This window comes from Streptomyces sp. NPDC055103, from assembly GCF_053607625.1.
In genome coordinates, this window is record NZ_JBSGTX010000072.1 from 22539 (window position 1) to 42910 (window position 20372).

Genomic DNA, 20372 nt, shown 5'->3' on the forward strand with positions numbered 1-20372 from the left:
TTCATCGTTGCGTGCCAGAAGGCTGTCCCGGAGCCGAGGAGGACGATGAGGAGCCGTAGTGGGCTGTGGCGGGTCGCGGAGCTGCCCACGACGAGGGCCGGCGTCGAGCGGGCCTTCTCGTACTTCACCGCGGGGGTCCGGCTCGGGACCGTCGCGCAGATGGTTCCCGCGGTGCAGCTCGGGGCGGCGAGGTCGCCGCACGAGGCCGGCTACCTCGCCTGCTGGGGCGCCGCCGCCCTCGCGGCCCTCGCGGTGAGCGCCGTGACGCTCGTACGCCGCCGGCCGCCGGGCACGGTCGTGTCCGTGCTCGACTTCGGGCTGGCCTGCGCCCTGCTCGTCCTGGGCCCCGTGGTGCTCGCGCCCTGGGACCGCTTCGGCACCTGGACGGCGTTCCAGCCGGGATACGCGCTGTCTGTCATCATCACCGCCGGCGGTGTGCGCGTCGTCGGCGTCTGGGCGGGCAGTCTGCTCGCCGTCTCCGTCTGTTACGTGGTCTACCTCGGCGGCGACGTCGGCAGCGAGATGACCTCGACGGCCGTCGGCAACGTCCTCACGTATGTCGTGTACGCGTTGGTCGCCCGGATGTTCTTCGGATACACCCGCCGCATCGCGCGCGACGCCGACGCCTCACGCGCGCGTGCCGCCGAGCTGGCGCGGCGCGAGGAGGAGCGGCGGGCGCGGGTGATGATGCACAACGGCGTCGCCGTCATGCGCCTGCTGACCGAGCAGGGCGACGGCGTCTCGCGGGCCCGGCTCGTCGGCCAGGCCGAGGTGGAGCTGCGCCGGATGCGCTCCTATCTGCGGGGCAGGGACGCGCAGGCCTCCGACGGCGAAGGGCCCTCGGCCGGGCTCGTCCCGGTGGTCAAGCGGGTGTGCGACCGGTTCGCCGACCTGAACGTCGTCGCCTCGCTCGATCTCGGCACCGGCCTGCGGATCCCCGCCGCGCAGGCCGAGGCTCTGGAGCGCGCGCTCGGGAGCCTGCTCCTCAACGTCCGCGTGCACGCCCGCGCGCACGAGGTCGTCGTCCACCTCGACGGGGCGGGGGACGGGAGCTGGACGCTGACCGTGCACGACGACGGCGTCGGCTTCGATCCGGCGTCGGTGACCGCCGGGGTCGGGCTGCGCGAGGTGGTCGTCGGTGAGCTGCGCAGACGGGGTGTCGACGTCGGGATCGTGTCCGCCGTGGGCGAGGGGACGACCGTCACGATCCGCTCGCGCCCGGGTCCGGCGGCCGGGCCGGGGCATCCGACCGTACGGGCCGCCTTCGCGGACGCGCCGTGAGCAGACCCGCGGTGGCGGTCGTCGACGACGCCCCGCTGATCCGCGAGTCGATCGGCCTGCTCATGCCCGGTCTCGACGTCGTCGCCGCGGTCGCGACCGTGGAGGAGCTGGTGAGCCGCGGTCCGGTGGTGGACGTCGTCCTGCTCGATCTGCACCTGGCCAATCTGGAACAGCAGCCCGACGTCCGTCAGGGCATCGCCGCCGTCCGTACGCTGACCCGCCGCGGCTACCGCGTCTGCGTCTACAGCCAGGAGGAACGCCGGTTCGTCCTCGCGGCCTGTGTCGCGGCCGGCGCGAGCGGCGTCGTCTCGAAGGCCCTGCCGCGAGAACGGGCCGAGGGCCTCTTCCTCGACGTCGCCGCCGGCGGCACCGTCGTACCGCAACAGGTCGTCGGCATCCTCGAAGTGCTCGTCCGGCGCGACTGCATCACCCTGCTGAGCGAGCGCCAGCGCCAGATCCTCCACGGTCGCGCCCGTGGCCTCAGCTACGCCCAGGTCGCTCGCGAGCTGTTCGTGAGCGAGTCGACGCTGCGCGGCTACTGGTTCGACCTGACCAGGTCGCTGTCGGACTCGCTGCGCGGCCTCACCCCCGGCGAGATCGAGCGAGCCCTCGGGCTCGCGCCGGGCGACCTGCTGGAGTTCTGGTCAGACGGGACGCCGGATCCACGGGACCCACGGGAGCCGTCGGACCGCAGGGACTGGTGGCGGATCAGCGGCCGCAGCCGCTGAGCGGACGTACGGAGAAGCCCCCCACCGCGTGCGGACGTACGGAGAAGCCCCCCACCGCCGTGCGGACGTACGGAGAAGCCCCCCACCGCCGTGCGGTGAGGGGCCTCGTCCCTTCGCGTACGGACGCCGCCGCTACAGCATGCCCAGCTTGGTCAGGCTCAGGAGCGCGACGAGCTGGATCGCCGAAGCGCCCAGGGCCTTCGGCCAGGGCAGGTCGTGCGAGCGGCTCACCATCATGGTGAGCAGGGCGCCGAGGGCGAGCCAGGTCAGCCAGCCGACGACCTGGACGAAGCCGTTCTCGCCGCCGAGGAAGAGCGCGAAGACGAGCCGTGGCGTGTCCGTGATCGACATGATCAGCATGGACAGGCCCACGGTCGGCTGCCAGGTGCCGTCGCCGCCGAGCTGGCGGGCGAGCGTGTGCGTGACCGCGCCGAGGATCAGTCCGCCGACGACGAAGCCGAGGGCGGTCATCAGGACGTACGGGATCGCCGTCGACAGGGTGGCGTTGATCGCCTCGTCGCGCGCCGCGTCGAAGCCGAAGATCGCGAGCAGCCCGTAGAGGAAGGTGACGATCAGTGCCGGGCCCCAGACGGCGTGGTCGCGCATCCGGAGGAAGGTGTCCGCCGGGCGCAGCACGATGCCGCTCAGGAGGGCCTTCCAGGGGAGGCGGGGGCCCGTGGGGACGGGGGGCGCGGCCTGGTAGCCGCCGCCGTCGCCGTACGGGTCGTCGACGCTGAACATCTGCGTGTGGCCCGGGTTGTTCGCCGTGCCGGGGTGCGGCTGCTGCGACTGCGGCTGCTGCCCGTACGGCTCGCCGAAGTACTCCGGCTCCCCGTAGGGCTGCTGCGGCTGCCCCTGGGGGGCGCCCTGCTGACCGTACTGCCGGCCGCCGTACTGACCGCTGCCCTGCTGACCGCCGTACTGTCCGCTCTGCGGGGGCCACTGCTGCTGCGGGTACGGCGGCGGGGCCGCGTTGTACCCGTAGGGCGCCTGCTGCGGTTGCTGCTGCTGATGCTGCGGGGGGCGGTTGTCCCGGCCGCGTCCGTTCCTGAATCCAGCCACGCCCTTGAACGTACCCGCTCGGGCTGTGGAGGCGCGCGCCCGGCCGGTCCTTGCCGCTGAGCTGTGACATCCCCTAAGGGATCCCCTGGGGGTTCGCGGAACCCTCTGAGGGATCCCCTGGGGTTCGCGGAACGGGAACGGCCGCCCCGCGCTTTCGCGGGACGGCCGTCCTTCTCGTACGTGCGTGGCTACTGAGCCGGCTCCGGCTCGGGCTCCGGCGCGGGCTCCGGCTCCGGTTCCGCCGGGGCCTTCACCGAGTCGAGGAGCAGCTGGGCCACGTCCACGACCTGGAGGTTCTCCTTGGCCTTGCCCTCGTTCTTCTTGCCGTTGACGGAGTCCGTCAGCATGACGAGGCAGAAGGGGCAGGCGGTGGAGACGATGTCCGGGTTGAGGGACAGGGCCTCGTCGACGCGCTCGGTGTTGATGCGCTTGCCGATGCGCTCCTCCATCCACATCCGGGCACCGCCGGCGCCGCAGCAGAAGCCGCGCTCCTTGTGGCGGTGCATCTCCTGCTGGCGCAGGCCGGGGACGGCGGACATGATCTCGCGCGGCGGCGTGTAGACCTTGTTGTGACGGCCCAGGTAGCAGGGGTCGTGGTAGGTGATGAGGCCGTCGACCGGGGTCACCGGGACCAGCTTGCCCTCGTCGATGAGGTGCTGGAGCAGCTGGGTGTGGTGGATGACCTCGTAGTCGCCACCGAGCTGCGGGTACTCGTTGGCGATGGTGTTGAAGCAGTGCGGGCAGGTGGAGACGATCCGCTTCGCCGACTTAGGCTTCTTCGTCTCCGGGTCCTCGTCGTCCTCGCCGAACGCCATGTTCAGCATCGCGACGTTCTCCTGGGCGAGCTGCTGGAACAGCGGCTCGTTGCCGAGGCGGCGGGGGGAGTCACCGGTGCACTTCTCGTCGCCGCCCATGATCGCGAACTTGACGCCCGCGATGTTGAGGAGCTCGGCGAAGGCCTTGGTGGTCTTCTTGGCCCGGTCCTCCAGGGCGCCGGCGCAGCCGACCCAGTAGAGGTAGTCGTACTCCGAGAGGTCCTCGACGTCCTTGCCCACGATCGGGACCTCGAAGTCGACCTCCTTGGTCCACTCGACGCGGGCCTTCTTGGCGAGGCCCCAGGGGTTGCCCTTCTTCTCCAGGTTCTTGAGCATCGTGCCCGCCTCGGACGGGAACGCGGACTCGATCATCACCTGGTAGCGGCGCATGTCGACGATGTGGTCGATGTGCTCGATGTCGACCGGGCACTGCTCGACGCAGGCGCCGCAGGTGGTGCAGGACCACAGGACGTCGGGGTCGATGACGCCGTTCTCCTCGGCGGTGCCGATGAGGGGGCGCTCGGCCTCGGCGATCGCGGAGGCGGGGACGTCCTTGAGCTGCTCCGGGGTCGCCTTCTCGTTGCCCTCCATGTCCTTGCCGCCGCCGGCGAGGAGGTAGGGGGCCTTGGCGTGCGCGTGGTCGCGCAGCGACATGATGAGGAGCTTGGGGGAGAGCGGCTTGCCGGTGTTCCAGGCGGGGCACTGCGACTGGCAGCGGCCGCACTCGGTGCAGGTGGAGAAGTCGAGGATGCCCTTCCAGGAGAACTGCTCGACCTGGGAGACACCGAAGACGGCGTCCTCGGCCGGGTCCTCCCAGTCGATCTCCTTGCCGGCGGTCGTCATCGGCTGGAGCGCGCCGAGGGCGGTGGACCCGTCGGAGTTCCGCTTGAACCAGATGTTCGGGAAGCCGAGGAAGCGGTGCCAGGCGACACCCATGTTGGTGTTGAGCGAGACCGTGATCATCCAGGTGAAGGACGTGACGATCTTGAGCGCGGCGACGGCGTAGGTGAGGTACTGGATCGTGCTCAGGCTCAGGCCGTCGAGCAGCGCGATCAGCGGGTACGAGGCGAAGAAGCCCGGCTCCCAGCTGGTCACGTGGTGCTGGACGCCTTCGAGGGCGCGCAGCGTCATGATGCAGGCGCCGACGATCAGGATGACGGCCTCGACGAAGTAGGCCTGGCCCGTCTTGGAGCCCGCGAAGCGGGACTTGCGGCCCGCCCTGGTCGGCTTGCTCAGCTGCCGGATCACGATGAGGGTCACGATGCCGAGGACCGTCATCAGGCCGAGGAACTCGGTGAAGATCTCGTATGGCAGCCAGTCGCCGATGATCGGGATCAGCCAGTCGGCCTGGAACAGCTGGCCGAAGGCGTTGACGATCGTCAGGAGCAGTGCGAAGAAGCCGATGGCGACGAACCAGTGCGCGACGCCGACGATGCCCCAGCGGTTCATCCGGGTGTGGCCGAGGAATTCCTTGGCCAGCGTGATGGTGCGCTGCGTGGGGTCGCCGGTGCGCGTGCCCGCGGGGACCGGCTGACCGAGCCGCACGAAGCGGTAGATCTGCACGGTGGCACGGCCGAACAGCGCGACGGCCACCACCGTGATGACGATCGACACGACGATCGCGGCGAGTTGCATGAGGGGCTCCTCGGGCGGGCCTCGCGTGCCTGCTGACTCGCGAGCCTACTAAGCGGTAACTTATTGAGTCCGTGCTGAGATTACCGGGTCACGGCCCCGCGCTGTAGCGGCACTCACGGTGATCTGTATCGCTCAGGCAAACCTTGCCGCGCGACGTCTGCGCACTGCTGGAAGCGTACGCGCCAGGATGTTCAGGTCCATTCCCAGCCAGTGGTGGTCCACATAGTGGAGGTCGAGCAGCTCGCGCTCCTCCCACGGCAGCTCGGAGCGTCCGCTGATCTGCCACGGCCCGGTGAGTCCGGGGCGTACGGAGAGCCGGCGGCGGCCCTCGCCCGCGCACTCGCGGTGGGAGGGGGTCAGCGGGCACGGTCCGACCAGCGACATCTGACCCGCGACGACGTGGACGAGCAGGGGGAGCGCGGCCAGCGGGCTCCTCGTCCTGAAGGTCAGCATCGTGAAGGTCCGGCCGCCCAGACCCGCCACCGTCCGGCGCCGCAGCACGCCGCGGCCGGGCGTCGTACCGCCGAGCGCGACCGAGAGGGCGACGGCGGCGAGGACCGGGGAGAGCACGGCCAGGAGGGCGAGCCCGCCCAGGACGTCGAAGGCGCGCTTGGCCGCCATTCCCCACACCCTTCCGAGTGAGCCGATGAGAATCATGGGATATTCGTGGGATATGCCTGCTTTTGCCCGGCAAGGAGCATCCGGACTCTCTCATGCGCGCCCCTCTCCGGAGCGGTATCGACGCGCTCGGAGCCCCCTTCCGGGCGCTATTTGAGTGGCCGGGCGGGCGAAGAGTTGAGTCGACAGGACTCAGGTCTGTTGACGCGCCGCGGAGTCTCGTGCATCCTTGAGTCAGATCCACTCAAGTACGTCTGCTGGAGGAATTGACATGGCACGTGCGGTCGGCATCGACCTGGGCACGACTAACTCGGTCGTCAGCGTTCTGGAAGGCGGCGAGCCCACCGTCATCACCAACGCCGAGGGTGCCCGGACCACGCCGTCCGTCGTCGCCTTCGCGAAGAACGGCGAGGTGCTCGTCGGCGAGGTGGCCAAGCGTCAGGCCGTCACCAACGTCGACAGGACCATCCGGTCGGTCAAGCGCCACATGGGCACCGACTGGAAGATCGAGATCGACGGCAAGAACTTCAACCCGCAGCAGATGAGCGCCTTCATCCTGCAGAAGCTCAAGCGTGACGCCGAGGCGTACCTGGGCGAGAAGGTCGTCGACGCGGTCATCACCGTCCCGGCGTACTTCAACGACTCCGAGCGCCAGGCCACCAAGGAGGCCGGTGAGATCGCGGGCCTCAACGTCCTGCGCATCGTCAACGAGCCGACCGCCGCGGCCCTCGCGTACGGCCTCGACAAGGACGACCAGACGATCCTCGTCTTCGACCTCGGTGGCGGCACCTTCGACGTGTCCCTCCTGGAGATCGGCGACGGCGTCGTCGAGGTGAAGGCCACCAACGGTGACAACCACCTCGGTGGTGACGACTGGGACCAGCGCGTCGTCGACTACCTCGTGACGCAGTTCCAGAACGGCCACGGCGTGGACCTGGCCAAGGACAAGATGGCGCTCCAGCGTCTGCGCGAGGCCGCCGAGAAGGCGAAGATCGAGCTGTCCTCCTCCACGGAGACCTCGATCAACCTGCCCTACATCACGGCCTCCGCCGAGGGCCCGCTGCACCTGGACGAGAAGCTCACGCGCGCCCAGTTCCAGCAGCTCACCTCCGACCTGCTCGACCGCTGCAAGGTGCCGTTCCACAACGTCATCAAGGACGCGGGCATCGAGCTCCGCGAGATCGACCACGTCGTTCTCGTCGGTGGCTCCACCCGCATGCCGGCCGTCGCCGAGCTCGTCAAGGAGCTCACCGGTGGTCAGGACGCCAACAAGGGCGTCAACCCGGACGAGGTCGTCGCCATCGGCGCCGCGCTCCAGGCCGGTGTCCTCAAGGGTGAGGTCAAGGACGTCCTGCTCCTCGACGTGACCCCGCTGTCCCTCGGCATCGAGACCAAGGGAGGGATCATGACCAAGCTCATCGAGCGCAACACCACGATCCCGACCAAGCGGTCCGAGATCTTCACGACGGCCGAGGACAACCAGCCGTCCGTGCAGATCCAGGTCTACCAGGGCGAGCGCGAGATCGCGGCGTACAACAAGAAGCTCGGCATGTTCGAGCTGACGGGTCTGCCGCCGGCCCCGCGTGGTGTCCCGCAGATCGAGGTCGCCTTCGACATCGACGCCAACGGCATCATGCACGTGACCGCGAAGGACCTCGGCACGGGCAAGGAGCAGAAGATGACCGTCACCGGCGGCTCCTCGCTGCCGAAGGACGAGGTCGACCGGATGCGTCAGGAGGCCGAGCAGTACGCGGACGAGGACCACCGTCGCCGCGAGGCCGCCGAGTCCCGCAACCAGGGCGAGCAGCTCGTCTACCAGACGGAGAAGTTCCTCAAGGACAACGAGGACAAGGTCCCCGGTGACGTCAAGGCCGAGGTCGAGGCCGCACTCGTCGAGCTGAAGGAGAAGCTCAAGGGCGAGGACACCGCCGAGATCCGCACCGCCACCGAGAAGGTCGCGGCCGTCTCGCAGAAGCTCGGCCAGGCGCTGTACGCCGACGCCCAGGGCGCCCAGGCCGCCGGCGGCGACGCCGGTCAGGCCCAGGCGCAGGACGACGACGTCGTCGACGCCGAGATCATCGACGACGAGCCCAAGAAGGGTGGTCAGGCGTGACCGAGGAGACCCCGGGCTTCGAGGAGTCCGACGTCCCCTCCGGCGCCACCCCTGACGACGCCGCCGAGGCCGCCGACTCCTCCACGGAGGAGAAGGCGGCCCCGGCCGGGGACGCAAGCAGCCAGAAGTCGGCCGGTACCGCGGGCCTCACCGCCCAGCTGGACCAGGTCCGTTCCGCGCTCGACGAGCGCACCGCGGACCTCCAGCGGCTCCAGGCCGAATACCAGAACTACCGCCGCCGCGTGGAGCGGGACCGGGTCACGGTCAAGGAGATCGCCGTCGCGACGCTCCTGTCCGAGCTCCTGCCCGTCCTCGACGACGTCGGCAGGGCCCGGGACCACGGCGAGCTCACGGGCGGGTTCAAGTCGGTGGCCGAATCGCTGGAGACCGTCGTCGCCAAGATGGGTCTGCAGCAGTTCGGCAAGGAGGGCGAGCCCTTCGACCCGACGATCCACGAGGCCCTGATGCACTCGTACGCGCCGGACGTCACCGAGACGACCTGCGTGGCGATCCTGCAGCCCGGGTACCGGATCGGCGAGCGGACCATCAGGCCCGCCAGGGTCGCGGTGGCCGAGCCCCAGCCGGGCGCCACGCCCGGCACCAAGGAAGAGAAGGCCGACGAGGAGAGCGGTGCCCCCGAAGAGGGGTGACGCAACGATCGTCCGGAAGGAGGGACGTCGATGAGCACGAAGGACTTCGTCGAGAAGGACTACTACAAGGTTCTCGGCGTCCCCAAGGACGCCACCGAGGCCGAGATCAAGAAGGCGTACCGGAAGCTCGCCCGCGAGAACCATCCGGACGCCAACAAGGGTGACGCGAGCGCCGAGTCGCGCTTCAAGGAGATCTCCGAGGCCAACGACATCCTCGGTGACCCCAAGAAGCGCAAGGAGTACGACGAGGCCCGCGCCCTCTTCGGCAACGGCGGCTTCCGGTCTCCCGGCGGCCCCGGCGGCGGCTCGTTCAACTTCGACCTGGGCGACCTCTTCGGAGGCGCCCAGGGCGGCCCCGGCGGAGCCGGTGGCTTCGGTGGCGGCGGCGGCATCGGGGACGTCTTCGGCGGCCTGTTCAACCGCGGGGCCGGCCCGGGTGCGCGCACCCAGCCGCGCCGCGGCCAGGACATCGAGTCCGAGGTGACGCTCAGCTTCATCGAGGCCGTCGAGGGCGCGACCGTACCGCTGCGGATGTCCAGCCAGCAGCCGTGCACGGCCTGTTCGGGCACCGGCGACAAGAACGGCACGCCCCGGGTGTGCCCGACCTGTGTCGGCACCGGACAGGTCTCGCGCGGCAGCGGCGGCGGCTTCTCGCTCACCGACCCGTGCGTCGACTGCAAGGGCCGCGGCCTCATCGCCGAGAACCCCTGCGAGGTCTGCAAGGGCAGCGGGCGGGCCAAGTCCTCCCGCACCATGCAGGTCCGCATCCCGGCGGGCGTCACCGACGGGCAGCGGATCCGGCTGCGCGGCAAGGGCGCCCCGGGCGAGCGCGGCGGCCAGCACGGCGACCTGTACGTCGTCGTGCACGTCGACGAGCACGCGGTCTTCGGCCGCAAGGACGACAACCTCACCGTCACGGTGCCGGTCTCCTTCACGGAGGCGGCGCTCGGCGGCGAGATCAAGGTCCCGACGCTCGGCGGCCCCGCGGTGACGCTCAAGCTGCCCGCGGGCACGCCGAACGGCCGGACCATGCGCGCCCGCGGCAAGGGCGCGGTCCGCAAGGACGGCACCCGCGGCGACCTGCTCGTCACGGTGGAGGTCGCGGTGCCGAAGGAGCTGGACGACAAGGCACGTGAGGCCCTGGAGACCTTCCGCGAGGCGACCGCCTCCGAGGACCCCCGGGCGGAGCTGTTCCAGGCCGCGAAGGGAGCGTGACCCCGTGGACGGGCGCCGACGCAATCCGTACGAACTGACCGACGAGTCGCCGGTGTACGTCATCTCGGTGGCGGCCCAGCTGTCCGGTCTGCACCCGCAGACCCTGCGGCAGTACGACCGTCTCGGTCTGGTCTCCCCGGACCGTACGGCGGGCCGCGGGCGGCGCTACTCGGCCCGTGACATCGAGCTGCTCCGTCAGGTGCAGCAGCTGTCGCAGGACGAGGGCATCAACCTCGCCGGCATCAAGCGCATCATCGAGCTGGAGAACCAGGTCGCGGCGCTGCAGAGCCGGATCGCCGAGCTGTCGGCCGCGGTCGACGGCGCGGCGGCGGCTATGCGGCAGCGCGAGGCCCAGGTGCACGCCTCGTACCGCCGCGACCTGGTGCCGTACCAGGACGTGCAGCAGGCGAGCGCGCTGGTGGTCTGGCGTCCGAAGCGCGGCGAATAGCTCCGCACGGCACGTACGTATACGGATGAGGACCATTCCACGACGGTGGAGGGGGCCTCATCCGTACGCGCGCCAGGGCGTCAGGACGTCAGAGCGTCATGGCGTCAGGGGATCAGCTCGCCCACGATGTCGCCGACGGTCTCCCACCACGGGGCCGCCCCGGTGCCGAAGGCGGCGGCGAGGGCGGTGCCGAGGGCGTGGTCGCGGGGGGTGGGCTCGGCCGCCGGGTCCCAGTCGGCGTCCACCCGGCCGTCCCCGAGGGACTCCAGGGTGCCGAGCCGCCGCCCGTTCCGGGTGAGCCGGCTCTCCACGTACGAGCAGGGCACGAGCCGGTAGCGGACGCCGTCGACCCGGGCGTCGACGCGGTACGAGGAGCGCAGCAGCCGCCCCCGCGCGGGCTTGATGCGGGCGGGCTCCCCGTCCACGGTCAGCGCGAGCAGGGCGGGCTTGCGGGTCCCGATGGGGGTGTGGGTGTCGGGGCGGGTCCCCGGGGCCCGTACGAGCTCCACGGTCGGCAGCCCGTGGCCGGAGACCCGGAGCGTCCCCGCGGGTCCGTCGAGGCCGATCTGTACGTACACGCTGGTCAGTTGTCCCGTTCGAGAATGCCGGACTGGGCGATGAGATAGCCGAGCTGCGCCCGGCTGCCGCTGCCGAGGGCGGCGGCGAGCTTGGCGATGTGGGCGCGGCAGGTGCGGACGTTCATGCCGAGGCGCCGGGCGATGGCCTCGTCGACGTGCCCTTCGACGAGGAGCTTGGCGATGGACCGCTGGACACCGCCGATGCCGTCCACGGACGGGCTGTAGGGGATCTCCTCCTCCCACGGCACGCCGTGCAGCCAGAACTGGTCGAAGACGCCGACGAGGTACTGGACGAGGCCCTCGTGGCGGAGTTCGAGGGCGACCTGGCGGTCGCTGCGGGCCGGGACGAAGGCGACCTTGCGGTCGACGATGATCAGCCGGTCGATGATCTCTTCGAGGGTGCGGAGTTCGAGCCCGTAGGGGGCGACCCGCTCCACGTACGCCAGGGTGGCGGGATGGTGCCGGGCGGTGTGCTGGTAGAGCGTGCGCATCCGGACACCGCGGTCGAGGAGCGGTGCCATGCGGCGCAGGGCCGCTTCCAGCGTCTCGGGGCGCCGGCCGCTGCCGGGCTGGATGGTGAGGAGCTCGACCGTGCACTCGTTGATGACGCGGTCGAGTGTCGCGTTGATGACGCTGAGGCCTTCGAGGACCGTGATGGCCTGGGTCGCCGACGGGTCCTGCGCGTGGATGGCGAGGAACGGCTCGAACGCGTCGGCCAGCGCGATGGCGTGCTGGCGGCGCGACTGTATCTCCTGCTCTATCGGGTGGATGAGCTGGTTGAGGGCTATGGAGGGCGGCACCGCGCGCAGCCACTGGCTGTCGTCCGGGTCCGGGTGAAGAAGGGACAGTTCCGTCAGGCACGGGGCGGCCTCGGCCTCGGAACGGGCGATTCGACCCAGGCGGAGGGCGTTCGCGTACAGCTCTTTACCCACGTCGCATAGTTCACCGTGACTGTGCTTATGGGGCGATTCATCACCTTCGAGCATCATTTGCACCCCCCTCAGGGTCATGAATTACAGGAACATGATGCCCGGGTTGGCTGGTGGAAAGGGGTGCCCGTGAGCCATCGTCTTAGCGCGGGGGGGAGGTAGTGATCAAAAGAGGTGGAGATCGGCCATGACCAGGATGGTTCGTGCACTTAGCGCCATAGCCGTTGTTGCGGCTGCTCTCGGTGTGCTCGCAGAGAACGGCGAGCCCTCGTGGGAGAGTAACCCGGCGCACTCCGTGGAGGCAGGGCCGAGCGAGCCCTCATGGGAGAGCTCCCCGGCGCACGTCCTTCTCGCCAGTCCCGAGGAGCCCTCTTGGGAAGTCGCACCCAAGGGTGCGGGCGAGTGAGCGTTCCGCCTGACGATCGCCGGTTCCGTCGGGAGATGGCCTCGGCCTATCGATCCGGCTGGCACTTCGTCGACCTCGCCACGGCAATCCCCCACCGTGGCGACGCGCTGAAGGTCACCCTCTTCGGAGAACCGATCGTCGTGGCACGAGAGCAGGACGAGGACGTCCGTGCTTACCGCTGTCTCCGCCGTCCTCGCGGCGCGCCGCAGCCGATCCGCTGTGCCATCCGGTACGGCATGATCTTCGTCAATCTCGACCAGCGTGACCACCAGCTGATCGAGCCCGAGACCATCACCGCCACCCCCCGCAGTGCCTGAGCGATTCCCCCGTCGTTGTAGATCGCTCAGGTACTTCCCCCACACAGCGGCGCCATCGCGAACCTGAATCGCGATGGCGCCGCTGTGCTTTTCCGTATCGGGGGCCAGGCGCGCCGGGACGAGCGGCGCCGGGATCAGGCGCGGCCCATCGCCCGGGTGAGGGCGATCTCGATGACGACCCGGTCCGGGTTCGGGGCCGGCGTGCGGCCGTACCGCTCGGCGTAGCGGGCGACGGCGTCCGCGACGACCTCTGCCTCCGTGCGGACGCGCCCGACGCCCTCCAGGGTGGCCCAGCGCCCCTTGTCGACCTGGCAGACCGCCACCCGCGCGCCGTCCGCGCCCGCCGCCAGGACGTTCGCGACCTTCCGGCTGTTCTTGTTGGTGATCACCCGCGCGTACCCGCCCTCGGGGTCGTACGTGACGCCGACCGCCACCACGTGCGGGGTGCCGTCCGCGCGCGGGGTCGTCAGGGTGCACATGTGGTACTCGCGCCAGAAGCTGAGGTACGAGTCGGAAGGGTTCCTCGGGTCTGTGGCCATGCCCCGGAAACTACCCGGGGGAGAACTCCCACCGAAACCTTGAGCGGAATGGACTCAACTTTGTGTACGTTGGAAGGGTCAGAGAAGTCGTGTAGTCGTACACCAGGCCCGTACGACCCCGCACAAGAGGAGGAACACCGCACGTGGACGTCGAACTGACCAACCGGAGCCGGGACGCGATCAACGCGGCCACGAGCCGCGCCGTGTCCGAGGGGAACCCGGATCTCATCCCCGCACATCTGCTCCTGGCCCTCTTGGCGGGTCAGGACAACGAGAACATCACCGATCTGCTCGCCGCCGTCGAGGCCGACCAGGCGGTCGTGCGCGCCGGCGCGGAGCGGCTGATCGCCGCCCAGCCGAGCACCACGGGATCCACGGTCGCGCCCCCGCAGCCCAACCGCGAGTTCCTCGCGGTCATCGCCGACGCCGACCGGCGGGCCAAGGAGCTCGGCGACGACTTCCTCTCCACCGAGCACCTGCTCATCGGGATCGCCGCCAAGGGCGGCCAGGCCGGTGAGATCCTCGACCGGCAGGGCGCGAGCGCATCGAAGCTGCTCGACGCCTTCGAGAAGAGCAGGGGAGGACGCCGGGTGACCACACCCGACCCGGAAGGGCAGTACAAGGCGCTGGAGAAGTTCGGTACGGACTTCACGGCCGCCGCGCGCGAGGGCAAGCTGGACCCGGTCATCGGCCGGGACCACGAGATCCGGCGCGTGGTGCAGGTGCTGTCCCGCCGCACGAAGAACAATCCCGTCCTCATCGGTGAGCCCGGCGTCGGCAAGACCGCCGTCGTCGAGGGCCTCGCCCAGCGGATCGTGAAGGGCGACGTACCCGAGTCGCTGAAGAACAAGCAGCTCGTCTCGCTCGACCTCGGCGCGATGGTGGCGGGAGCCAAGTACCGCGGCGAGTTCGAGGAGCGGCTGAAGACCGTCCTCTCCGAGATCAAGGCGAGCGACGGCCAGATCATCACCTTCATCGACGAGCTGCACACGGTCGTCGGCGCGGGCGCCGGCGGCGACTCCGCCATGGACGCGGGCAACATGCTCAAGCCCATGCTGGCCCGCGGCGAGCTCCGCATGGTCGGCGCGACCACCCTCGACGAGTACCGCGAGCGGATCGAGAAGGACCCCGCCCTGGAGCGCCGCTTCCAGCAGGTCCTGGTCGCCGAGCCGACGGTCGAGGACACCATCGCGATCCTCCGCGGCCTCAAGGGCCGGTACGAGGCGCACCACAAGGTGCAGATCAACGACTCCGCCCTGGTCGCCGCCGCGACCCTCTCCGACCGGTACATCACCTCGCGCTTCCTCCCCGACAAGGCGATCGACCTCGTCGACGAGGCCGCTTCCCGGCTCCGGATGGAGATCGACTCCTCGCCCGTCGAGATCGACGAGCTCCAGCGGTCCGTGGACCGGCTCCGCATGGAGGAGCTGGCGCTGAAGAACGAGACGGACCCGGCGAGCAGGCAGCGCCTGGAGAAGCTGCGGCGCGACCTCGCCGACCGCGAGGAGGAGCTGCGCGGCCTCACCGCCCGCTGGGAGAAGGAGAAGCAGTCCCTCAACCGCGTCGGCGAGCTGAAGGAACGCCTCGACGAGACCCGCGGCCGGGCCGAGCGCGCGCAGCGCGACGGCGACTTCGACACCGCCTCCAAGCTGCTGTACGGGGAGATCCCGGCCCTGGAGCGGGAGCTGGCGGAGGCGAGCGAGGCCGAGGCCCAGCAGGAGTCCAGCAAGGACACCATGGTCAAGGAGGAGGTCGGCCCCGACGACATCGCGGACGTCGTCGGCGCCTGGACCGGCATCCCCGCCGGCCGCCTCCTGGAGGGCGAGACGCAGAAGCTGCTCCGCATGGAGGACGAGCTCGGCCGGCGGCTGATCGGCCAGTCCGAGGCCGTGCAGGCCGTCTCCGACGCCGTGCGCCGCACGCGCGCCGGGATCGCCGACCCCGACCGCCCCACCGGCTCCTTCCTCTTCCTCGGCCCGACCGGCGTCGGCAAGACCGAGCTGGCGAAGGCCCTCGCCGACTTCCTCTTCGACGACGAGCGGGCCATGATCCGCATCGACATGTCGGAGTACGGCGAGAAGCACTCCGTCGCCCGTCTGGTCGGCGCGCCTCCCGGCTACGTCGGTTACGAGGAGGGCGGCCAGCTCACGGAGGCGGTCCGCCGCCGCCCGTACAGCGTGGTCCTGCTCGACGAGGTGGAGAAGGCGCACCCGGAGGTCTTCGACGTCCTGCTCCAGGTCCTCGACGACGGGCGCCTCACCGACGGACAGGGCCGGACGGTGGACTTCCGCAACACCATCCTGGTCCTGACGTCGAACCTCGGCAGTCAGTACCTGGTCGACCCGCTGACCTCGGAGGACGTGAAGAAGCAGCAGGTCCTGGACGTCGTCAGGGCGAGCTTCAAGCCGGAGTTCCTCAACCGCCTCGACGACCTGGTGGTCTTCTCGGCGCTCGACCGGGCCGAGCTGGGCCGGATCGCCCGGCTCCAGATCGACCGCCTCGCCAAGCGGCTCGCCGACCGGCGGCTCACCCTGGAGGTCACCCCGGAGGCCCTGGACTGGCTCGCCGAGGAGGGCAACGACCCCGCGTACGGAGCGAGGCCGCTGCGCCGCCTGATCCAGACGGCGATCGGCGACCGGCTCGCGAAGGAGATCCTCGCGGGCGAGGTCGTGGACGGCGACACGGTGAGGGTGGACCGTGTCGAGGACGGCCTGATCGTGGGCGCGGCGCGGTAGCCGCCCACGTCAGATGTCGAAGGCCTCCACGCGTACGAGGGCGGTGACCCCGTCCTCGTACGCGACCCGCAGGTGCACGTACAGCGCGTCGCCGTACGACACGTCCACGCACAGGTCCTGCTCGCAGGCGTACGAGGGCTCGCCGGTCGGATAGGTTCCGGCCACCCAGGCCTTCACCCGGTCGCGCGGCATCCGGAACTCCGCCTCCACCGTCGTGTCCTGCCAGTGGGCCGCGGTGCACCGGGCCTCCGTGGCGTCGGCCGGCAGTGCCCCCCGGGCGAAGGTCATCGCTTCGGCGCAGTCGACCGGCTCGGGTCTTCCGATGTCGTCCCAGGCCATCGCGCCCCAGACCAGCAGGGCCAGCGGCCCGCCGCAGAACAGCGTCACCACCGCGGACACCCAGACCCAGGTCCACGGTCGCGGCCGCACCGGTTGCGCTTTCCTCCCCGTCTTCGTCCCTGTTTCCTCCCCCATGAGCACCAGATCTTGTCAGCCCGCAGCGGATCGCGGGAGGTGGGACTTGCCACGTACCGCCCGGCATGGGGGAGGATGGCGAGCATCCGTACGAAGGGAAATACACGGTGAGCATCGACCCGTCCTCGATTCCGAATTTCGGGGGCCAGCCCCAGCCTCAGGCCGCAGGACCGGCGGGCCCCGTCGTCCCCGACCAGGACCTCGTCAAGCAGCTCCTCGAGCAGATGGAGCTGAAGTACGTCGTCGACGACGAGGGTGACCTCGCGGCGCCGTGGGAGGAGTTCCGCACGTACTTCATGTTCCGCGGCGAGGACGAGCAGCAGGTCTTCTCGGTGCGGACGTTCTACGACCGCCCGCACTCCGCCGACGACCGCGCCAGGGTCCTCGACGCGATCGACGACTGGAACCGCCGCACCCTGTGGCCGAAGGTCTACACCCACCTCCACGAGGAGGAGGACGGCTCCGCCACCCTCCGTCTCATCGGTGAGGCCCAGATGCTGATCGGCACCGGCGTCGCCCTGGAGCACTTCGTGTCCTCCACGGTCAGCTGGGTCCGCGCCTCCATCGAGTTCGACAAGTGGGTCGTGGAGCAGTTCGGTCTGGCGACCCCCGAGGAGAAGACGGGCGAAGAGGAGGCCTGAGCCCTCCCTCCCCGCCCCACCTCGCGCCCACGCGCACTCTCACGAGAGCCCGGCCTCCCCTTCCGAGGGGGCCGGGCTCTCGTGTGCCGGAGAACTTCCGGGGCACGCCGGCCGAGACCGAGCCGACCCGGGCTCCGGTCGAACCCCGCAGCTCGTCTCGTGGACGAAGCTCCTCACCCACCTGCTCGACTGCCGTGACGGCCGTGGGAAGCCGCCGGGCTCGGCTCAGGCGAGGCGCTTGAGGCGGGAGACGGCCTCCTCCAGGACCTCGGTCTTCTTGCAGAAGGGCAAGGCGTGAGCACGGGGCATCAAGGAAGACTCTGGCACTCAGAACACAATCTGAGTACAGTCTGAGTATGAGCCTTGCTTACCTGGGAGCCGAGCCCGAGTCGGTGTCGTTCACTGACCTGTCGAGAAACCCGAAGGCTGTGGCCGCCCGGGCTGCAGCCCTTGGTGCTCTGCGCGTCACCCATCGGGACGCGCCCGACATGGTGCTGACGACTGCCGTGCACGCGGAGCGCACCGAGGAGAACCTCACGACGGCATCCCGCCTCTTCCTCGCGCTCATGAAGCACGACGACGGAGCCCGCTCACTCCTGCTGGCATTGCCGGAAGTCTTTCCGTGGGTGCGGCACCTGGACGGCGAGGAGATGCGCGCTTTCACGGTGGAACTCCTGGAAGCACTTTCCGATGCGGCAGAACTGGGTGCCAGGGAGGCTGTGCACCGGGCGCTCGTCTCCTGGAGGGCGACGGCTCGGATCAACGCCGATCCGGAGCAGCTCAAGGAAGCGCTGCGCCCGCTCGACGGGGAGGACCTGGGTCCGGTCGAGGTGGGCGGGTGAGCCCGAAGAAGGGCGATCGTGTCAGCGTTCCGCCGCTGAGCGGATGGAACGTCGTCTTCGGGACAACCGATGCGGTGACGGGGTGGGAGGAGTTGTGCCGCGTGGCGCTGCCCAGTGCCCACCGCTGCCTTGAGGCGCTGCGCACTGATCCGTTGTCGCGTGACAGCTGGAACCGGCAGCATCAGCTCCGTGGAAGACTCGCCACGAAGGAGTGGAAGGGATCGCTTCTGGACCAGTGCGAGTTCGAGGTCACAAGCGGCGGCCGCGTGCGCTACCTGGTCAGCCCTGAGACATCGACCGTCGTTCTGGTCTACGCATCTACTCGGCACCCGAAGGACACTGAATAGCTCGTCTCTCCCGTGCGGCACGGGGCCGGCTGGAAAGGCCTGCCCCACGCCCGCACGTCCATCCGGCCCGCTCTCAGCGGGCCAGTCGACCGAGGCGCTCAACCGCCTCCTGCAATACAACCGTCCGCTTGCAGAACGCGAAGCGGACGAAGGGTGCGCCCGCCTCGCGGTGGTCGTAGAAGACGGCGTTCGGGATGGCGACGACGCCCGCGCGCTCGGGCAGGGCGCGGCAGAAGGCGAAGCCGTCGTCCGTGCCGAGCGGCCGGATGTCCGTGGTGACGAAGTAGGTGCCGGCCGGGCGGTAGACCTCGAAGCCCGCCTGTGCCAGGCCCTCGCTCAGCAGGTCCCGCTTGGCCCGCAGGTCGGCGCGGAGCCCGTCGAAGTACGCGGCCGGGAGGCGGAGCGCCTCGGCGATCGCGTACTGGAAGGGGCCGGAGGAGACGTACGTGAGGAACTGCTTGGCCGAGCGGACGGCGGAGGTCAGCTCGGGGCTCGCGGTGATCCAGCCGACCTTCCAGCCGGTGAACGAGAACGTCTTGCCGGACGAGCCGATGGTGACCGTGCGGTCCCGCATGCCGGGGAGGCTCGCGAGCGGGATGTGTCCGGCCCCGTCGAAGACCAGGTGCTCGTACACCTCGTCGGTGACGACGAGCAGGTCCCGCTCGATCGCCAGCTCGGCGATCGCGGTCAGCTCGGCCCGGGTGAGGACGGTGCCGGTGGGGTTGTGCGGGGTGTTGAGGAGGATGAGTCGCGTGCGGTCGGTGACGGCGGCCCGCAGTTCGTCCAGGTCGAGGACGTAGGCGCCGTCGTGCGGGCGGAGCGTGACGGGGACGCGGGTGCCGCCGGCCATGGCGACGCAGGCCGCGTACGAGTCGTAGTACGGCTCCAGGGCGATCACCTCGTCGCCCGGTTCCACGAGGGCGAGCAGGGCCGCCGCGATGGCCTCGGTGGCGCCGGCGGTGACCAGCACCTCCGTGTCGGGGTCGTACTCCAGGCCGTACCACTGCCGCTGGTGGTCGGCGACGGCCTGCCGCAGCTCGGGGACGCCGGGGCCGGGCGGGTACTGGTTGCCGCGGCCGTCCCGCAGCGCGCGGACCGCGGCCTCGCGGATCTCCTCGGGGCCGTCGGTGTCGGGGAAACCCTGGCCGAGGTTGATCGACCCCGTTCGGGCGGCGAGCGCGGACATCTCGGCGAAGATCGTCGTCCCGAACTCGGCGAGCCTTCGGTTGAGCAGCGGTCGTGTCATGACCGCCATCCTGGGGGGAAGCTCTGGACTTGCTCAAGTGCGCTTTGACGGGGACGCCCCGCGGGGATCGCCCTGGCATGAACATCGCATTCTTCATCCTCGGGATCGCGCTCGTGATCGCGATCGTGGTGTGGGTCGTCGCGCTGTCGATGCGCGGCACGGTGCGTTCCGGCGGCGGGGCGGGCGGCACGACCGCCGCCGCCGGCAGCTGGTGGGCCGATTCGTCGTCCTCCTCGTCCTCGTCCTCGTGTTCGACGTCGTCGTCGGACTCGTCCTGCTCCACCACCAGCTCGTCCTGTTCGAGCTCGTCCTGCTCGTCGTCCTCCTCCTGCTCCAGCTCCTCGTCCTCCTGCAGCTGAAGCTCTGGAATCGCTCAAGTCGCCTTTGGGGGAGGGCCGCAGGGGGCATCTCCCTCGCACAGAAGAACGGGGGTAGTACACATGGAACTCTTCATCGTCTTCGTCGGGGCCGTCGTCCTCATCGGCCTGATCTCCACGGTCCGCCGCGCCACCGGTACGGCCGGGCGGCGCCGGGGGCGGCGGACCGGCCGCAGCTGGGCCGACGGCGGGGGAAGCGGCAGCGGGGGCGGGGGCTGCGGAGGAAGCGGAAGCTCCTGCAGCTCCGGCTCCAGCTGCGGGGGTGGCGGCTGCGGCGGCAGCTAGCTTGATCTTTAACCTGTGCGGCGTGGGCGAGGAGTGGTCGACTTCTTGTTCCGGGACGTGGCAGTGCCCGTCTTGCGGGGTGTGTGGACGT

At 70.1% G+C, this 20372-nt stretch carries 21 protein-coding genes; 13 read left to right on the plus strand and 8 right to left on the minus strand.

Annotation, left to right across the window (positions count from 1 at the left end):
- Positions 1-45: 45 nt before the first annotated feature.
- Complete coding sequence (locus ACWFR1_RS32995; RefSeq protein WP_453557762.1) at positions 46-1281, plus strand: sensor histidine kinase; 1236 nt, start codon at positions 46-48, stop codon at positions 1279-1281.
- Entirely contained in the window at positions 1278-2009 is a 732-nt protein-coding gene (locus tag ACWFR1_RS33000; protein ID WP_453557764.1) for a response regulator, read from the plus strand. Before ACWFR1_RS32995 ends, ACWFR1_RS33000 begins: the two co-directional genes overlap by 4 nt.
- Positions 2010-2141: 132 nt before the next feature.
- On the opposite strand, the gene ACWFR1_RS33005 is transcribed toward ACWFR1_RS33000, so the two are convergent.
- The 3 genes from ACWFR1_RS33005 to ACWFR1_RS33015 form a co-directional block, all read right to left on the minus strand.
- A complete protein-coding gene (locus ACWFR1_RS33005; RefSeq protein WP_453557766.1) occupies positions 2142-3071 on the minus strand; it encodes a Yip1 family protein in 930 nt (309 codons plus the stop codon).
- A 188-nt stretch (positions 3072-3259) separates the two neighbouring features.
- A complete protein-coding gene (locus ACWFR1_RS33010; RefSeq protein WP_453557768.1) occupies positions 3260-5521 on the minus strand; it encodes a heterodisulfide reductase-related iron-sulfur binding cluster in 2262 nt (753 codons plus the stop codon).
- A 132-nt stretch (positions 5522-5653) separates the two neighbouring features.
- Positions 5654-6142 carry a sugar transferase gene (locus ACWFR1_RS33015; protein WP_453557770.1) on the minus strand — a complete coding sequence of 163 codons (489 nt, stop codon included), beginning with the start codon at positions 6140-6142 and terminating at the stop codon, positions 5654-5656.
- 268 nt (positions 6143-6410) lie between these two features.
- On the opposite strand from ACWFR1_RS33015, the gene dnaK reads away from it, so the two are divergent.
- Genes dnaK through ACWFR1_RS33035 form a run of 4 tightly spaced genes read left to right on the plus strand, consistent with a single transcriptional unit; the run spans position 6411 to position 10565 of the window.
- Complete coding sequence (gene dnaK, locus ACWFR1_RS33020) at positions 6411-8252, plus strand: molecular chaperone DnaK (RefSeq protein WP_453557772.1); 1842 nt, start codon at positions 6411-6413, stop codon at positions 8250-8252.
- Positions 8249-8902, plus strand: a complete 654-nt coding sequence (gene grpE, locus ACWFR1_RS33025) for a nucleotide exchange factor GrpE (protein WP_453557774.1) — start codon at positions 8249-8251, stop codon at positions 8900-8902. Before dnaK ends, grpE begins: the two co-directional genes overlap by 4 nt.
- 30 nt (positions 8903-8932) lie before the next feature.
- Complete coding sequence (gene dnaJ, locus ACWFR1_RS33030; RefSeq protein ID WP_453557776.1) at positions 8933-10117, plus strand: molecular chaperone DnaJ; 1185 nt, start codon at positions 8933-8935, stop codon at positions 10115-10117.
- Between the two features lie 4 nt (positions 10118-10121).
- Positions 10122-10565: a heat shock protein transcriptional repressor HspR gene (locus tag ACWFR1_RS33035; RefSeq protein ID WP_015034631.1), complete on the plus strand. Its 444-nt coding sequence runs from the start codon at positions 10122-10124 to the stop codon at positions 10563-10565.
- 104 nt (positions 10566-10669) lie between these two features.
- Here ACWFR1_RS33035 and ACWFR1_RS33040 read toward each other — a convergent pair whose 3' ends face one another.
- On the minus strand, positions 10670-11143 hold the full coding sequence (locus ACWFR1_RS33040; RefSeq protein WP_453557779.1) for a hypothetical protein: 474 nt from the start codon (positions 11141-11143) through the stop codon (positions 10670-10672).
- A gap of 5 nt (positions 11144-11148) precedes the next feature.
- Entirely contained in the window at positions 11149-12153 is a 1005-nt protein-coding gene (locus ACWFR1_RS33045) for a helix-turn-helix transcriptional regulator (protein ID WP_453557781.1), read from the minus strand.
- A 321-nt stretch (positions 12154-12474) separates the two neighbouring features.
- Here ACWFR1_RS33045 and ACWFR1_RS33050 point away from each other — a divergent pair, with 321 nt between their 5' ends.
- Positions 12475-12795: a Rieske (2Fe-2S) protein gene (locus ACWFR1_RS33050; protein WP_024755935.1), complete on the plus strand. Its 321-nt coding sequence runs from the start codon at positions 12475-12477 to the stop codon at positions 12793-12795.
- A gap of 134 nt (positions 12796-12929) precedes the next feature.
- On the opposite strand, the gene ACWFR1_RS33055 is transcribed toward ACWFR1_RS33050, so the two are convergent.
- Positions 12930-13334 (minus strand): pyridoxamine 5'-phosphate oxidase family protein, encoded by a 405-nt coding sequence (locus ACWFR1_RS33055; RefSeq protein WP_125747102.1) that lies wholly within the window; start codon positions 13332-13334, stop codon positions 12930-12932.
- 143 nt (positions 13335-13477) lie between these two features.
- On the opposite strand from ACWFR1_RS33055, the gene clpB reads away from it, so the two are divergent.
- Positions 13478-16069, plus strand: coding sequence for an ATP-dependent chaperone ClpB (clpB, locus tag ACWFR1_RS33060; RefSeq protein WP_453557784.1), 2592 nt, complete (start codon positions 13478-13480; stop codon positions 16067-16069).
- A gap of 9 nt (positions 16070-16078) precedes the next feature.
- Here clpB and ACWFR1_RS33065 read toward each other — a convergent pair whose 3' ends face one another.
- Positions 16079-16498: a hypothetical protein gene (locus ACWFR1_RS33065; protein ID WP_453557786.1), complete on the minus strand. Its 420-nt coding sequence runs from the start codon at positions 16496-16498 to the stop codon at positions 16079-16081.
- Positions 16499-16650: 152 nt separating this feature from the next.
- Here ACWFR1_RS33065 and ACWFR1_RS33070 point away from each other — a divergent pair, with 152 nt between their 5' ends.
- The 3 genes from ACWFR1_RS33070 to ACWFR1_RS33080 all read left to right on the plus strand — a co-directional run bounded on the left by ACWFR1_RS33070 (position 16651) and on the right by ACWFR1_RS33080 (position 18373).
- Positions 16651-17184: a YbjN domain-containing protein gene (locus ACWFR1_RS33070; RefSeq protein WP_453557788.1), complete on the plus strand. Its 534-nt coding sequence runs from the start codon at positions 16651-16653 to the stop codon at positions 17182-17184.
- A gap of 356 nt (positions 17185-17540) precedes the next feature.
- On the plus strand, positions 17541-18026 hold the full coding sequence (locus ACWFR1_RS33075) for a prevent-host-death family protein (RefSeq protein WP_266935814.1): 486 nt from the start codon (positions 17541-17543) through the stop codon (positions 18024-18026).
- Positions 18023-18373, plus strand: a complete 351-nt coding sequence (locus ACWFR1_RS33080; RefSeq protein WP_453557790.1) for a hypothetical protein — start codon at positions 18023-18025, stop codon at positions 18371-18373. Before ACWFR1_RS33075 ends, ACWFR1_RS33080 begins: the two co-directional genes overlap by 4 nt.
- Positions 18374-18446: 73 nt before the next feature.
- On the opposite strand, the gene ACWFR1_RS33085 is transcribed toward ACWFR1_RS33080, so the two are convergent.
- Positions 18447-19628 carry a pyridoxal phosphate-dependent aminotransferase gene (locus ACWFR1_RS33085; protein WP_453557792.1) on the minus strand — a complete coding sequence of 394 codons (1182 nt, stop codon included), beginning with the start codon at positions 19626-19628 and terminating at the stop codon, positions 18447-18449.
- A 68-nt stretch (positions 19629-19696) separates the two neighbouring features.
- On the opposite strand from ACWFR1_RS33085, the gene ACWFR1_RS33090 reads away from it, so the two are divergent.
- Both ACWFR1_RS33090 and ACWFR1_RS33095 read left to right on the plus strand, forming a co-directional pair.
- Complete coding sequence (locus ACWFR1_RS33090; protein ID WP_453557794.1) at positions 19697-19978, plus strand: hypothetical protein; 282 nt, start codon at positions 19697-19699, stop codon at positions 19976-19978.
- 81 nt (positions 19979-20059) lie between these two features.
- On the plus strand, positions 20060-20281 hold the full coding sequence (locus tag ACWFR1_RS33095; RefSeq protein WP_453557796.1) for a hypothetical protein: 222 nt from the start codon (positions 20060-20062) through the stop codon (positions 20279-20281).
- The last annotated feature ends 91 nt before the right edge of the window (positions 20282-20372 follow it).

Bases quoted from the DNA above. Each gene is read 5' to 3' on its own strand.
- dnaK (WP_453557772.1), top strand. From the start codon at position 6,411: ATGGCACGTGCGGTCGGCATCGACCTGGGCACGACTAACTCGGTCGTC.
- ACWFR1_RS33010 (WP_453557768.1), bottom strand. From the start codon at position 5,521: ATGCAACTCGCCGCGATCGTCGTGTCGATCGTCATCACGGTGGTGGCC.
- ACWFR1_RS33075 (WP_266935814.1), top strand. From the start codon at position 17,541: ATGAGCCTTGCTTACCTGGGAGCCGAGCCCGAGTCGGTGTCGTTCACT.
- ACWFR1_RS33055 (WP_125747102.1), bottom strand. From the start codon at position 13,334: ATGGCCACAGACCCGAGGAACCCTTCCGACTCGTACCTCAGCTTCTGG.
- ACWFR1_RS33085 (WP_453557792.1), bottom strand. From the start codon at position 19,628: ATGGCGGTCATGACACGACCGCTGCTCAACCGAAGGCTCGCCGAGTTC.
- ACWFR1_RS33095 (WP_453557796.1), top strand. From the start codon at position 20,060: ATGGAACTCTTCATCGTCTTCGTCGGGGCCGTCGTCCTCATCGGCCTG.
- ACWFR1_RS33015 (WP_453557770.1), bottom strand. From the start codon at position 6,142: ATGGCGGCCAAGCGCGCCTTCGACGTCCTGGGCGGGCTCGCCCTCCTG.
- ACWFR1_RS33045 (WP_453557781.1), bottom strand. From the start codon at position 12,153: ATGACCCTGAGGGGGGTGCAAATGATGCTCGAAGGTGATGAATCGCCC.
- ACWFR1_RS33090 (WP_453557794.1), top strand. From the start codon at position 19,697: ATGAACATCGCATTCTTCATCCTCGGGATCGCGCTCGTGATCGCGATC.
- dnaJ (WP_453557776.1), top strand. From the start codon at position 8,933: ATGAGCACGAAGGACTTCGTCGAGAAGGACTACTACAAGGTTCTCGGC.
- ACWFR1_RS32995 (WP_453557762.1), top strand. From the start codon at position 46: ATGAGGAGCCGTAGTGGGCTGTGGCGGGTCGCGGAGCTGCCCACGACG.